The organism is Paraflavitalea sp. (genome assembly GCF_059502485.1).
Genome location: NZ_JCACET010000011.1, coordinates 1214903 through 1228413, shown reverse-complemented (window position 1 = coordinate 1228413; position 13511 = coordinate 1214903). Strand labels below are relative to the sequence as shown.

Annotated in this window: 11 protein-coding genes; 3 read left to right on the top strand and 8 right to left on the bottom strand. The window is 48.6% G+C overall.

Annotated elements, in window-relative coordinates; translation table 11 throughout:
• Nucleotides 1–6: 6 nt before the first annotated feature.
• The 3 genes from AC5JBY_RS32645 (at nt 7) to AC5JBY_RS32635 (ending at nt 1695) form a co-directional block, all read left to right on the top strand.
• The gene (locus AC5JBY_RS32645) at nt 7–672 is read left to right on the top strand and encodes an AcvB/VirJ family lysyl-phosphatidylglycerol hydrolase (protein ID WP_495908910.1); all 666 of its coding nucleotides are present in this window, start codon (nt 7–9) and stop codon (nt 670–672) included.
• Nucleotides 673–863: 191 nt separating this feature from the next.
• Nucleotides 864–1034 carry a hypothetical protein gene (locus AC5JBY_RS32640; protein ID WP_495908909.1) on the top strand — a complete coding sequence of 57 codons (171 nt, stop codon included), beginning with the start codon at nt 864–866 and terminating at the stop codon, nt 1032–1034.
• A gap of 10 nt (nt 1035–1044) precedes the next feature.
• A complete protein-coding gene (locus AC5JBY_RS32635) occupies nt 1045–1695 on the top strand; it encodes a hypothetical protein (protein WP_495908908.1) in 651 nt (216 codons plus the stop codon).
• Between the two features lie 94 nt (nt 1696–1789).
• On the opposite strand, the gene AC5JBY_RS32630 is transcribed toward AC5JBY_RS32635, so the two are convergent.
• The 8 genes from AC5JBY_RS32630 to AC5JBY_RS32595 all read right to left on the bottom strand — a co-directional run bounded on the left by AC5JBY_RS32630 (nt 1790) and on the right by AC5JBY_RS32595 (nt 13502).
• Nucleotides 1790–4096, bottom strand: a complete 2307-nt coding sequence (locus AC5JBY_RS32630; RefSeq protein WP_495908907.1) for a glycoside hydrolase family 31 protein — start codon at nt 4094–4096, stop codon at nt 1790–1792.
• A gap of 182 nt (nt 4097–4278) precedes the next feature.
• Nucleotides 4279–5007: a hypothetical protein gene (locus AC5JBY_RS32625; RefSeq protein ID WP_495908906.1), complete on the bottom strand. Its 729-nt coding sequence runs from the start codon at nt 5005–5007 to the stop codon at nt 4279–4281.
• A gap of 52 nt (nt 5008–5059) precedes the next feature.
• Nucleotides 5060–6382, bottom strand: coding sequence for an MFS transporter (locus AC5JBY_RS32620; protein ID WP_495908905.1), 1323 nt, complete (start codon nt 6380–6382; stop codon nt 5060–5062).
• A gap of 42 nt (nt 6383–6424) precedes the next feature.
• Nucleotides 6425–7438 carry an AraD1 family protein gene (gene araD1 / locus AC5JBY_RS32615; RefSeq protein WP_495908904.1) on the bottom strand — a complete coding sequence of 338 codons (1014 nt, stop codon included), beginning with the start codon at nt 7436–7438 and terminating at the stop codon, nt 6425–6427.
• A gap of 27 nt (nt 7439–7465) precedes the next feature.
• On the bottom strand, nt 7466–8242 hold the full coding sequence (locus AC5JBY_RS32610) for an SDR family NAD(P)-dependent oxidoreductase (RefSeq protein WP_495908903.1): 777 nt from the start codon (nt 8240–8242) through the stop codon (nt 7466–7468).
• A gap of 19 nt (nt 8243–8261) precedes the next feature.
• Complete coding sequence (locus tag AC5JBY_RS32605) at nt 8262–9431, bottom strand: enolase C-terminal domain-like protein (RefSeq protein ID WP_495908902.1); 1170 nt, start codon at nt 9429–9431, stop codon at nt 8262–8264.
• A gap of 97 nt (nt 9432–9528) precedes the next feature.
• Nucleotides 9529–11886 (bottom strand): glycoside hydrolase family 31 protein, encoded by a 2358-nt coding sequence (locus AC5JBY_RS32600; protein ID WP_495908901.1) that lies wholly within the window; start codon nt 11884–11886, stop codon nt 9529–9531.
• Nucleotides 11887–11900: 14 nt separating this feature from the next.
• Nucleotides 11901–13502, bottom strand: a complete 1602-nt coding sequence (locus tag AC5JBY_RS32595) for a RagB/SusD family nutrient uptake outer membrane protein (protein ID WP_495908900.1) — start codon at nt 13500–13502, stop codon at nt 11901–11903.
• Between the last annotated feature and the right edge of the window lie 9 nt (nt 13503–13511).

Below are 13511 nucleotides of genomic sequence, written 5' to 3'. Positions count from 1 at the left end.
GAGAGTATGAAGAACTTATTCCTGGCAGCATGTCTTCTGGTAGCTACCATAAGTCAGGCACAAACAGATGACCTCCCCATAAAAGTGATGAGCAGTAACAATGCTACCCGCCCCATTATATTTTATGCTACCGGCGATGGCGGTTGGTCCAAATTCTCCAATGCGCTGATCAAATCATTCAATGATGCCGGCTACCCGGTGGTCGCATTGAACTCCCGGAGTTATTTCTGGAAGAAAAAGACACCCCAGCAAACAGCAGGAGATGTAGGAGCATTATTGAGTAAGTACATGACAGCATGGAAACGGGACTCGGTAGTGTTGGTAGGTTATTCCTTCGGAGCAGATGTAACACCCTTTATCCAGAATTATCTCGACAGGAACATTGCAGGAAAGACAACTCACATGGTGTTGATGTTGCCCTACAAGTCTACAGACTTTGAGGTCCACTTGTCGGAAATGCTGGGCATATCGCGTACAGACTCCTACAGTGTACCCGATGAGATCAACAAAGTAAAAAAGCCTATCCTGTTTGTACTGGGCACAGAAAGAGATCAGTTTCCATTAAATACATTGCGCATTAATAACTACAACAGCATCACCATCGATGGCGGCCACCATTTTGACGATAATGCAGATAAAGTAGCGCAGCAGGTGTTGGCATGGGTGAAGTGATAGCGTATTCTTTGTTTATTAATTGTGTTCATTCTTTAGGGAGATGGTTAGACATTATTTGCAGGGAAAAGGTTAGTACGGCATTTTTGTAATACGTAAGCTGTAATGTGTTGATTATGAATGTGTATTGATGGCGCTTTTGTGCTTACGAAACCAAAATAATTGCTACCTTTGTAAAACCATCTATTTGTATGAGCGACAAGGACTTTAATAACTTAATGGAGCTGGCAAAGAAACATGCCCAGGAAAAGCCTTCTAAAGAGGAAGCGCTTCGCCTGCTTGTGCTTGCCGGTATTTTGGATAACGATGGCAATTTTACTCCTCCTTACTCTTGTCTTGAAGTAACTCCCCGGCCTCATTAAAGCTTGATAAATGTATGATGTAAAATCCAATCTGATCATTGGATTTCATGGGTGTGAACGTCATGTCCGTGACAAATTGTTATTAAACCCCAATGATTATCAGATTAGCAAAAAGCCTTTCGACTGGCTTGGACATGGTTTGTATTTCTGGGAGAATAATTATGATCGAGCTTTACAATGGGCTACTGAAAAGAAAGAACGAGGTAAAATAAAGGAACCTGCTGTTCTTGGTGCAGTATTACAATTAAGATACTGTTGTGATTTTCTGGAGCAGCGGTATATTCAATTTTTGGCTCAGTATTATGGTTCCATGAAGGAGGTTCATGAGTTAGCAGGAAAAGAATTGCCTCGTAATAATAATTTGCCACATGATGTTCATAAAAACAAGGTCTTGCGACACTTGGATTGTGCAGCCATCGAATTTATGCATGCCAGGGTATTAGAACAAGTTAAAGAAGATATGGCTGCAAAAGGATACAGTAAGTATAACTTATTTGATTCTACACGCGGAGTGTTCATAGAAGGCGGCCCCGCCTTTGAAGGCGCAGGCTTATTCGAAAAGAGTCATATCCAGATTTGCATACGTAATCCCAACTGCATACAAGGTTTCTTCATGCCAAGAGAAGAAGTAGACTTTGTAAACTGGCTGGAGTGTAACTGATAAAACCAACAAAGGGCAACATGGCTATACCATTTGCCCTTTTTGTTGGCTTATTGCGAATGATCAAAACTAACAGCCCCTGTTGATTTGTGATCTACTTTAGTTGCACTACCATCCGGCTACCTTTGTAGCTAACTTGCTGTTGGCTTCCAGACGGATACAACACTACATTGAAATCTTTTTGAACAACTCCTTGATTGCCGGTTGCCGGTTCAATAGTGAGTTTTTTATTGCTATTGTTATAAGAGATACGGATACGGGTGGACTTACCTTTCAGGTAATCCTGGCTGATGCCATCATCATCATACAAAGTGAAATCCCCATTGGCGCCACTATAAACCCTGAGTGTGATAGGCTCAGTAATTGGTTGTGATGTATACTGACGGATGGGGTCAACAGGAATGATAGCGCCTGCACGTACATAAATAGGCATAATGGAAAGGTCTACGGCACGCGTTATGGATTGACCGCCGCTGTGTTTCTCCCCGGTCCACCAGTCGTACCAGTCACCGGCAGGAAGATAGAGTGTGCGGGAGGTAGCTCCTTTTTCAAATACAGGAGCAATCAACAGATCACGTCCCCAAAGATATTCGGAGCCCAGGTCCTGTACTTTTTTATCAGTGGGGTAGTGCAGCCAAAGTGCCCGCATCATCGGAAGGCCACTGTTCCTGGCTTCCCAGGCAAGTGTATAATTATATGGCAGCAATTGATAACGCAACTCTGCATATTTCTTTGCTACAGGTTCAATGGTAGGATTCTTCAACTCAGATACCAATGGATATCTTCTGTCTTCAATAGGTCCCAGCGAATCCAATCCCCATCCCCAGGGCAACCTTGTCCACCAGGTTTTACCATGTGCACGGAAAGAAGCACAGAAAGCGCCAAACTGAAACCAGCGGGCATACAATTCACCCGTCAACTCTTCATTGGAGCCAAAGCCACCAATGTCAGAACCCCAGAAAGGAGATACACTGAGAGAATGATTAATACCTACCGCTACCTGACCTTCCAATGTTCTCCAGGAAGAAAGTGGATCGCCACTCCACACCCAACCGCCCCATTGGGCAATACCAAGGTGCCCATTGCGGTGCAGGCTCCACGGCCTTACATTCGGCAGGGTAGTGAGTGGCCCCTGGTAATATACCTGATGTCTTTTGATCCTTTCAAAGAGGTTGAACCAGTCACCTTCGTCGGGCCAGAAACCATCGATACCTGCTTTCATCAGTGGTGCATGTGGCGCCCAGTAATTAGTCAGGTGCGAAGCATCCATTGGTTCACCTGGCCTTGCGGGGATATTACCTTGCAGGGTTGGCAGCTTGTCGCGGTGCAGTGGCACCATGTGTACCACCACTTTTACATTGCGCTTATGCATGTCTGATAATACGGACACTGGATCATGCTTGAATACCTCCGGGTTGAAATCAAAAGAAGGTTGACGTTTGTTCCAGCCCCTTGGTGTGAAGCCGGTACCGAGATAGATAACGGCATCGAGGGGGATCTTTTTAGCACGGAAAGAATCGACAATGCCCAGCATTTGCGCATCGTCTTGCAACGTGCGGTGCGATTGCATATAACCCATCGCCCATTTGGGAGGCATCACGGCCGGACCGGTAATGAGCGAAAGGTCTTTCATGAACGCAATAGGATCATGCGTATCGAAAACGAATACGTCATACAAGCCCGGTACAATATTCTTTATCGGCTGTATACCCTTGTCGCGGTCTTCGAAAGTGGTACCGTAAGCCGGTCTTTCATTGGTGGTGTCGATCTTTTCATTCGGATCCCAGGGAATGAAAGTGCCATGATCTTTATCACGCATATCAACCCGTACCCATGGAGTTACAACAAAGAGACCCCATCCCTGTGTACCGATAAGCATGGCTACAGGGTTGCGCGTACCATACACGCCACCTTGCCAGCGAGGTACCATGCGGTGAAAACGGCCACGGCGATCAAACTCTATCGGCAGCTCGCGCCAGTTGGCATTCCTTTCTGGTTGTGGACCACCTTCACCCATACCCAGTACAGGGCGATCATCCAGCTTGAAAGACATTTCACTGTTGTCATGCAGGCTCAGCTGTTGCAACACCTGTCCTTTGGCATTGCTTACAATGATGGAGAGGGGAGAAGGCTTTACTTCCACCTGCAGACTGCCCACTTTCTTTTTCACCGGGCCGCTGAGGCTGGTTATACTGATAGCAGGCGCAGCATATTTATAATCTTCATCAAGGGCAGGTGTATAAGGAAATGCTTCTTTGAAGTCAAGCGGCTTCAGCGTGATGCGCACACTGTTGCTTCCGGCTGCACGTACTTCCAGCCTGGCAGGTTTTCCTGCTGCTGTAATGGTTTGTGCTTCCAATGAACACACGCCAACAAGCAGCCCGCCTATTATAAAACACAACCGTAAGGTTTTACAAACTAACATCGAATAAATATTTTCTATTTTTTGTCACTCTTTCTTGTCATTTCGAACCCTGCCATACGTCCTTGCATTTTCAACAAGTTAACAGGGTGAGAAATCCCGCAGAGCGGGACAAGTTCTGCTATCGAAGCAAATGTTCCCCACTCACCACTGACCACTCTCTATTTCCCAGTGGCTTCCAGCGGAGAGCTCAACTCCTTATTGAGTTTGGCGATAAAGCTGTCAGAATTTTCGACCAAATCATCAAGGAGCGTCTCCCGCCGGTTCCACTGTTTCTGCGTATAAGAATCTATATAAGCCTTTTTAAAGGCTTCGGGCACGGCAGGGAAAAGCCCTGCTTCAAGTTGCGCGAAGCCCTGGGGCAGATTGGTGATTACCATCACCTGGTCTTTAGATCCGCCCAGTTGCAATACATAGCAATGGTAGCTTGCATTGCTGTTGGTCTTCTTGTCAATGTCTGCTGTTCTTTTTAGCTCGGTTAAGAACGCCGGTAAAGCGCCGCGTTTCAAATTGAAAACGGACACCAATATTTTGTCAGGATGCACAGACGTGTTGTAACTCAGAGAGTCGATCTGTTTAAAGATGCGGTTGCCTTCCCGCACAGCGATCTTGGGCAGCACATGCTCGTCATATTCGCGGTCATGCGCTTTCTTTTGCGGGTTTACGCCATCCATGGCAGCAAAAGAAGTGGGACCTTCCATCAGTTGATAATAACCGAGATAGGGGCCACTGAGAATAGAATGAACATAACGCACCTTTTTATCATTGGCGTGGAATTGCGCCACATGCGATTGCCAGGCAGCCTCAAAAGCAGCCATCTCACCGGGTTTAGATTTGATCAGTTCAAGCGTGAAAAGCTGCCCCTGTTGCGCAGATGCAGCAACAGCCATGCAAGAAAATAATATCGTTAGTAACTTATACATATCATTTATAAACTCAAGGTCAGTTAATAGCTGGTTTTATTGGTTCTGCCGGCGCCTGGCCTTCTTCTACATAGCGATGTAGTTCTTCATTCTTTACCAACGGACCCATAAACAACAACATGATCAGCAGGCCGATGATAGCCAGCGCACCGAAGCCAATGAATAAAATATCATAAGCCGTGGTATAACTGTGAGAAGCAGATACCGATTTCAGCGTGATGCCGGAAATAGATTGAAACAAAGCGCCACCAAGCCCTGTTCCCACACAAGCCAGTCCCCACACGGAAGCGGCAGCACTCTTGGGTACCACGTCAGCCGGGAAGGCAAGCGAGTTGGCAGTATAAGAAGTATAACCAAAACCTGCCAGCCCGAAAATGATGAGCGCCGAAACAGGCGTAGTGATAATAAAAGGTGCGAGTATTAAAGGAATACCCATGATAAGGCCGGAAATGGTTACCGCGATCTTTCGTGCTTTGGGAATAGGAACTCCTTTTTTGATGATGAACTGCGTGAAGTAACCACCGGCAATATTGCCCACGTCGGCAATGATGAAAGGCAGCATGGCAAACCAGCCTATCTTTTTAAGGTCCCATCCATGCACATCCACGAGGTAGCGACCGATCCAGAAAGTAACGAAGTACCATACGGGGTCCATGAAAGTTTTAGACAGCGTGAAGATGCGCACAAAGCGCGTCTTGAATAGCTTGGTTGGAGGAATGATCCTTGCCTTCGCTTCCTTCAAAGAATGCTCTGGTGTATAATACAGGAACCAGTACACGGCCAGCCACAGGTAACCAAATGCAGCGAGGATAATGAAAGTAGATTGCCAGCCATAATGCGTACCTAAATACGCTACCAGTGGCGGCACCAATATAGCCCCAAGCGCAGAACCGCTGTTGAAGATGCCCGAAGCAGTAGAGCGTTCATGCGGAGGAAACCATTCACTGGTAAGCTTGATGGCGGCAGGCCAGTTGCCCGCCTCACCAATACCAAGAAAAAAACGGCAGATGCCGAACTGCAAAGGCGTAATGGCAAAAGCATGCACAAGGCCTGCTGTAGTCCAGAATGCCATACAGAGCGAGTAGCCCAGGCGCGTACCGAGTTTGTCGATCACAAAACCGGAGAAAGCGTTGGACAACATGTAAGCAATAAAGAAAGCCGTACCGATATAACCGAAGGCGTCGTCGGGGATCAGCTTGCGCAGTTCCCCGTCGGCGCTCAGGTAATTAAAAGAGAGCCGGTGCACATAATTGAGCACCGTGGCCAGAAAAGCCATAAATACCATCACCCAGCGCATGCGCGAGAGTTTCACCGTGGGCAATAGTTCCTGTACTTTTTCCATAGCAAAGCAGCGATTGTTGAGAAGCAATAGTTGTTTTTGACGTTAGATACCCTGCACTTCCAGCATTTCTTCAGCCCCCTTGGCCAGCTTTAATGGGTTTTTTAATGGTCTGCCCAATCCGCTCCATTCCACCTGCATCACATCACCATCCTGCAACACGATACCCTGACCAAAGCTGAAGGCGTCGGCGCCGAAGTAGTGCACATGTGCCTGCAGCGGAATACGGTGCACGGCATATTTGAAATGATGGTATTCCAGGTTTTGCAGACTGTGCGCCATATTCTTTTCGCCGGAGTTCACGGGCGAGCTCCAAAGCGTAGCGCCATTGCGATGTACAGACACTGTACCAGAGAAGGCAGAGAAATCGGCATCGATGGCCAGCTCAGGACCAATAGCACTTTGACGCAATTTGGAAGGAGCGAGGTAGAGGTAATTTCTCTTCTCCATCACATGGTCCGAAAACTCGTTGGCAGTGCAGAAGCCAATACGGCGGGGATTACCGGCATCATCGATGATGTAAATACCGGCAACTTCAGGCTCTTCGCCACCATCGTTTCCGTATACGGGCAACTCCAGCGTGCTGCCATGGCTGCGCAATAAAGCGCCATTTCCTTTATAAAACCATTCAGGTTGAACCCCGATAGTTCCCTGCTGAGGAAAACCACCTTCCACACCCCACTGATACATGCGGATACTGTCGGTAGGTTTTTCATCAGTCGACTGATGCATCATCTGCCGGTTGAGCGCACTGTTCTTATGCGTTAGCCCGGTACCCGATAGAATGCAGCCGAAAGGTCCATCGGGATGATCAAAAGCGGGCAGGAGTTTCCAGTCGCTCCTGCCTTCATAGATGGGATCGTAGTCGGTTATTTCATCGGAAAGTTTTGCGAGAATAAGGTTGAGCAACTTGCTGTGGCTTCTGATAGCTTCCAGTGCCAGCCCATGAATGGAAGACACGTTCTTCAACAGCACGAGTTGCGGTTCACGCACAAGTGCCACACGCCTGCCACGAATGGGATGTATGAGTTGAACAAGCCGGGTAGTATCATTGATCATAAGAAATGTTCACGTTGAAAAAAGGGTTTATTGAATGATCCAGCCGCCATCGATCGAAAAGCAGCCACCGGTCACATAGCTCGATGCAGGGCTGGAGAGATAAAGCGCAATACCGCCGATCTCATGCAGGTCACCCCAGCGGCCCATGGGTACCTTGGCAATAAAAGCCTTGTATTTCTCGGGGTCATTCAGTAAGGGCAAGTTCAGTTCGGTTGCAAAAGGACCGGGCAACAGTGCATTCACATTGATGCCTTCCTGCGCCAGTTCGATGGCCAATGCGCGGGTAAGCTGAACCACGGCGCCCTTGCTGGTAGCGTAAGGCGTGCGCTCAGGAATAGCCGTCACGGAAAGCATGCTGCCGATATTGATAATACGGCCATAGCCATGTTGCTTCATGATGGGCAATACTTCCCGGCAGGCGATCCACGTGCCGGCCACATTCACTTGCTGTACCTTGTTGAAATCCTCAGCAGAGAGATTACCGATAGCCCCGCGGATATTGATACCGGCAGAGTTGATAAGCACATCTATTCTGCCAAAACGTTCTATGGTTTTTTGTACAGCATTGCGCACACTTGCTTCTACAGTCACATCGCAGGGTACACTCATACAGTCCACGCCATAATCCGTTCGTAACGTTGCTTCAGAAGCCAGGTTGATAGCTTCATCCCTGGCGGCGATGGAAATAGAAGCGCCAGCCTCGGCAAGGGCACTTGCCATGGCAAGCCCCAAACCCCGGTTGCCGCCAACCACCAATGCCACCCTTCCTTTCATATTAAAAAGCTCCAGTATTCTTTGTGCCACAGACTATAAATTGATAGAGTTATTCAATGATGTTGAAGTGTTCGAGACCTGTTGTCTTGAGCGTAAGGCCCATGCCCGGTTTATTATCGTCGAGCTGGAGCTTGCCATCCACGGCAATCGCTTCCCCGTCGAAGATGTACCAGAACATTTCATTGCCCACTTCGATTTCCGTTTGCGGGAAGTATTCAGCCATAGGAGAGGCGAAAGAACTCATCACCACGTGCAGGTTGTGCATTTGTCCACCATGTGGGATGATCTCTACACCATGCATTTGCGCCATTGTGCAGATCTTTTGCGCTTCAGTAAAACCACCCACGCGGTTGGTGTCGAACTGGAAGATGTCGAGCGCACCAGCCTGGATGAGATCGTGAAAGCCAAAGCGCGTATAAGCATGCTCGCCACCGGAAAGCGGCGTGTCAGTATATTCTTTCAGTTTTGCAAAAAGATGAATTTCGTCAGGCAGCAACAGTTCCTCTACCCAACGCAGGTTGTAAGGTTCCAGTTGTTTCAGGAATTCTTTGGCATACGGGAAGTTGAACCCCATGTAAGCCTCCAGCATGATATCAACGTCGTCACCTACGGTGTCACGTACCAATTTCACCATTTCCACATTCTTCTTCATTCCGGCACGGCCCTCTGTAAGTGGATAGCCGCAACGCATTTTCATACCGGTAAAGCCTTCTGCTTTATAGTGAGCAGCTTCCGCCTCCAGCGATTGGAGATCGCGTGTGTAGAGACGGCTGTAATAAGTTTCAATATGCGTTTTGGTACGTCCGCCCAGCAGCATAAATACGGGCACACCGAGTGCCAGACCTTTGATATCCCACAAGGCAATGTCTATGGCGCTGATGGCAGCCAGCACAGCACCCTTGCGGCCAAAAGCTACAGAAGAGCGGTACATTTTTTCATAGAGATATTCGTTGTTGAGCGGATTCTCGCCAATGAGCAGCGATTTCAGTTTGGAGTCGATGATGAGTTTAGTCACATCAGGGCACAGGCCGGCATTACCAATGCCAACAATACCAGTATCCGTTTCCACTTCTACCACCAGCCAGCTAAAAAAGCGGTAGGCCGCTTGCGAGTCGGCCTGAAATGGCAGCATACTCACCGGTGTGGCAAAAATGGTATCGCTGGTTTTAACAGGACCTTTCCATTGATAAAGTTTCGTTCTGACAGCTTTAATTTTCATTGTATGGGTTGTTGTGTAATAAGTTCGTTGCTTCCGGGAAGTTCGGAAGGCAGCATTTACTGCCTTCCGTAAAACTTCACGCGGACCCTTTTAATAATCAAAAACTAACATTTACAGCCTTGCCATTATAAGTAACCTCTTTCGTTGTGCCCTGAGGCAGCAACAATACTTTGAATGAACGTTGTTTCACTTCATTGATAGCACCCTTGGGAGCCTGTGGCGTAAGCGTGAGCTTTTTGCCCTTGTCGCTCCAGGTGATCCTTGTCCAGGAACCTTTTCCTTTTGTATAGTCTTGGGAAATACCATCATCTTCATACAGCGTGAAGTCACCATCAGCACCGGTATAAATGCGCAGCGTGGTGGGCTCGTTCACGGCCTGATCTACGTATTGACGGATAGGATCGAAAGGAATGATAGCGCCTGCACGCACGTAAATAGGCATGATAGTGAGGTCTACGTTGCGCGATACAGTTTGACCGCCACTTTGCTTTTCACCATTCCACCAATCATACCAGTCACCCTTGGGCAGATACACCTTGCGCGTCGTAGCGCCTTTTTCATATACAGGAGCGATCAGCATATCACGGCCCCACAAATATTGGTTGCCCATGTTGAGTACCTGCGGATCGTTGGGGTAGTGCAGCCACATAGCACGCATGAGTGGTAAGCCTTGATTACGGGCTTCCCAGGCCAGGGTATATGTATAAGGGAGTAATTGATAATGTAATTCCGTGTACTTTTTATTGATGGGCTCAAACGTTGGATTGTTGTATGACGCAGGATCGATGCTGCGTGGATGATCAGGCCCTACGGGAGCGTTTTGATTCGTTTGTTCCTGGGGACCCATGTCGCTAAGGCCAAAGCCCCAGGGCAATGCCGAAAACCAGTTACGTCCATGCGAACGGAAAGATCCGCAGAAAGCACCAAACTGGTACCAGCGCGTGTATAATTCGCCAGTCTTCTCTTTATTGGGGTAGAAGCCACCGATGTCGGAACCCCAGTAAGGGCCGATGCTCAGCGAATAATTGATGCCTACGGCTATCTGACCTTCCAGCGTTTTCCAGGAAGATTCGGTATCACCGCTCCATACCCAGCCACCCCATTGCGCAATACCGGGGAAGCCATTGCGCTGCAGGCTCCAGGGACGTTTGTTGGGCTCGGAGGAAAGATGACCTTGATAATACAATTGGTGACGTTTGATACGCTCAAACAAGTTGAACCAATCACCTTCATCAGGCCAGAAAGCATCTACACCCATCTTGACCAGGGGAACATGTTCTTCCCAGTAGTTTTTGATATGCGTAGCATCCATAGGTTCGCCGGATTTGGCGGGGATGGTACCTTGCAGGGTAGAGAGCCTGTCGCGGTCCCAGGGCACCATATGCATCACCACTTTCACATTGCGTTTATGCATATCGGATAATACCGTTTGCGGATCCCTCTTGAATACTTCCGGGTTGAACTCGAAGGAAGGTTGCCTTTTATTCCATCCTCTGGGTGCGAAACCGGTACCCAGATAGATCACAGCATCCACAGGTATCTTCTTGGCGCGAAAACTGTCGATAATACCCATCATCTCTTTATCGGTATCCAATGTGCGGTGCGATTGCATATAACCCAGCGCCCATTTGGGAGGCATGGCGGCTGGTCCAGTCAGCACAGAGAAGTCTTTCATGAAGGCCGCAGGCTCATGGGCGTCAAATACGAAAACATCATACAGGCCGGGTACGATCTGCTTGATGGGCGGCTTGCCTTTGCCCTGGCTCTGTTGCTGGTTCTTTTCTGTTTGCGGACCCACTTCGCCTGTAGGCGGCTGCCAGGGAATGAAGAAACCTTTATCCTTTTGCCGCATGTCTACCTGTACCCAGGGAGTGGCTACAAACAGTCCCCATCCACCAGTGCCAACCAATAAGGCTACCGGGTTGCGTGAACCATAAGCATCACTTTGCCAGCGTGGGTCCATATTGTGCATACGGCCGCGACGGTCATATTCGATTGGAAGCGTACGCCAGTTCACGCCACGCTCAGGTTTAGGACCACCTTCACCCATGCCGAGGATAGGCTGATCACCCATCTCAAAAGAAAGCTTGCCATCATCCTGGAACACCAGTTGCTGAATGGCCTGGCCTTTACTATTGCTTACAACGACAGTGAGCGGAGAAGGACGTACCTCCACCTGCAAATTGCCTACTTTCTTCTTTACAATAGCTTTCAGCTCGCGCAGACTGATCACTGGAGCAGCATACTTACGTTCAGCTACAGCCGGCGTAAAAGCAAAGTCTTCAGCAAAGCTCACAGGTTTCAAAGTCACGCGGATACTGTTGGCCCCCGCTTCGCGGATATCGAGCCGGGCAGGCGCACCACCGGTAGTGATCTCTTGTGCACAAATCCTTCCGGATAAAGCAACCAGCAGCACCGACGATAACAACAAACGGGAAAAAATTGATTGGATCATACTTGAATGTTCAGTTAATTATAGCCTTTGTTTTGTTTGAGGTTAGGATTCTTGTTCAGCTCAACCAGCGGAATAGGGAAGATCGTTTTGTCCTGGTTGGAGCTCCTGTGTTGGAACCACATCTTGGTCGTGTACACACCAAAGCGGATAATGTCCTGCCTTCTGTGCGCCTCGGCAGCAAACTCCCAACCCAGTTCGTCGAGGAAGCGGCCATACTGAATGTCTGCACCGCCTTGTGGCTCGGTGATCTGACCATTGTCCCAATAACCATAGTTATAGCTGCTGCCTTTCAATAAATCAGCGCCGGTTACGGTGGCCTTGGCAGGCGCAGATTTGAAATCCCGCTGCCTTACCTGCGTTACCAGCACAGCCGCATCATCAGATTTGCCGGTCCTTAATAAAGATTCAGCCTTCATCATCAGCACATCGGCATAGCGGAAGATGGGGAAGTCATTGCTGGCCCCACCACGCATGCCCTGCTTGATCTCGTATTTACCGATGCGCAGACCATGATTAGCAGCGCTGGTTTCAATGCTCGTTACAGTATTCACAAAATTGATGACAAGCGCACCAGTCGTTGGGTTGTATTGAGGCCCCTGTAGCCAGGAGTCTTTCATACGGCTGTCGTCGGCATCATACGTATTGATAAATTGTGGCACCGCGCAGTTACCGCCCCAGGGCTGCGCCTGCATTTGGAATACCTGCTGCATCGAAGCATCGAGCGTTTTCATGTGGATCACCGATTCTGTACCGAATATTTCATCATAAGGAACGGTGAAGATGAGCTCTTTGGAATTCTCATTAGCTGTCTTGAACACATCACGGTAAACAGGCTCCAGTATGAAGGAACCGTTGGTATTGGCCTCCGCTATAATGTCATTACACTCGGCAATACATTTATCCCATTGCGTGGTGCCGGTGTACACACCTGCATTTAGATATACTTTGGCTAGCAGCGCCTTTACAGCCCATTTATTGAAACGGCCATAAGTGCTTTTATCAGCCTTCGCAGATAGTTGCGGCAATATTTCATTCAGCTCCTTCACCACAAACTCATATACCTGGGCCCGGGTACTTTGTTGAGGCAGATCGGCCAGCGAAGGGTCAGTAACAATCGGTACATTACCATGATTGTCCATGAGAATGTAATAGAAGAAAGACCGCGCGGCCCTCAGTTCGGCAATGAGACCCTCTTTGCCGGTAGCTACGGGTATCTCGCCAGAGGTGATTTGACCAATCACGCGGTTGGCACTGTTGATACCATTGAAACAACGGTTCCAAAGCTGCACAGGCTGGCCTTCTGTTGAAGTCCACAAGTGACGGTGCATACGTTGATAAGTACCGCCATCATACCAGCCCCGGGGGCGTGCCGGCGTAATGATACAATCTGCACTTTCCTCCTGTACATCGAAATAACCCTGCCAGCCGGCCATCATCGGCCGCATAACACTGTATACAGGAGATACAAGCGCGATCACATCACCGGATCCAGGGGTGAAGTTGTCATCCAGGATCTCAGAATATACTTCCTCCTCCAGCTGCTTCTTGCAACCGCTGAACAGCATGCCGGAGGCTGCGATGAACAGTATAGCGAAAAGTTGATATGGCTTTTTCATAACAAACGT

Bases quoted from the DNA above. Each gene is read 5' to 3' on its own strand.
- AC5JBY_RS32600 (WP_495908901.1), bottom strand. From the start codon at position 11,886: ATGATCCAATCAATTTTTTCCCGTTTGTTGTTATCGTCGGTGCTGCTG.
- AC5JBY_RS32605 (WP_495908902.1), bottom strand. From the start codon at position 9,431: ATGAAAATTAAAGCTGTCAGAACGAAACTTTATCAATGGAAAGGTCCT.
- araD1 (WP_495908904.1), bottom strand. From the start codon at position 7,438: ATGATCAATGATACTACCCGGCTTGTTCAACTCATACATCCCATTCGT.
- AC5JBY_RS32645 (WP_495908910.1), top strand. From the start codon at position 7: ATGAAGAACTTATTCCTGGCAGCATGTCTTCTGGTAGCTACCATAAGT.
- AC5JBY_RS32625 (WP_495908906.1), bottom strand. From the start codon at position 5,007: ATGGCTGTTGCTGCATCTGCGCAACAGGGGCAGCTTTTCACGCTTGAA.
- AC5JBY_RS32640 (WP_495908909.1), top strand. From the start codon at position 864: ATGAGCGACAAGGACTTTAATAACTTAATGGAGCTGGCAAAGAAACAT.
- AC5JBY_RS32595 (WP_495908900.1), bottom strand. From the start codon at position 13,502: ATGAAAAAGCCATATCAACTTTTCGCTATACTGTTCATCGCAGCCTCC.
- AC5JBY_RS32620 (WP_495908905.1), bottom strand. From the start codon at position 6,382: ATGGAAAAAGTACAGGAACTATTGCCCACGGTGAAACTCTCGCGCATG.
- AC5JBY_RS32635 (WP_495908908.1), top strand. From the start codon at position 1,045: ATGTATGATGTAAAATCCAATCTGATCATTGGATTTCATGGGTGTGAA.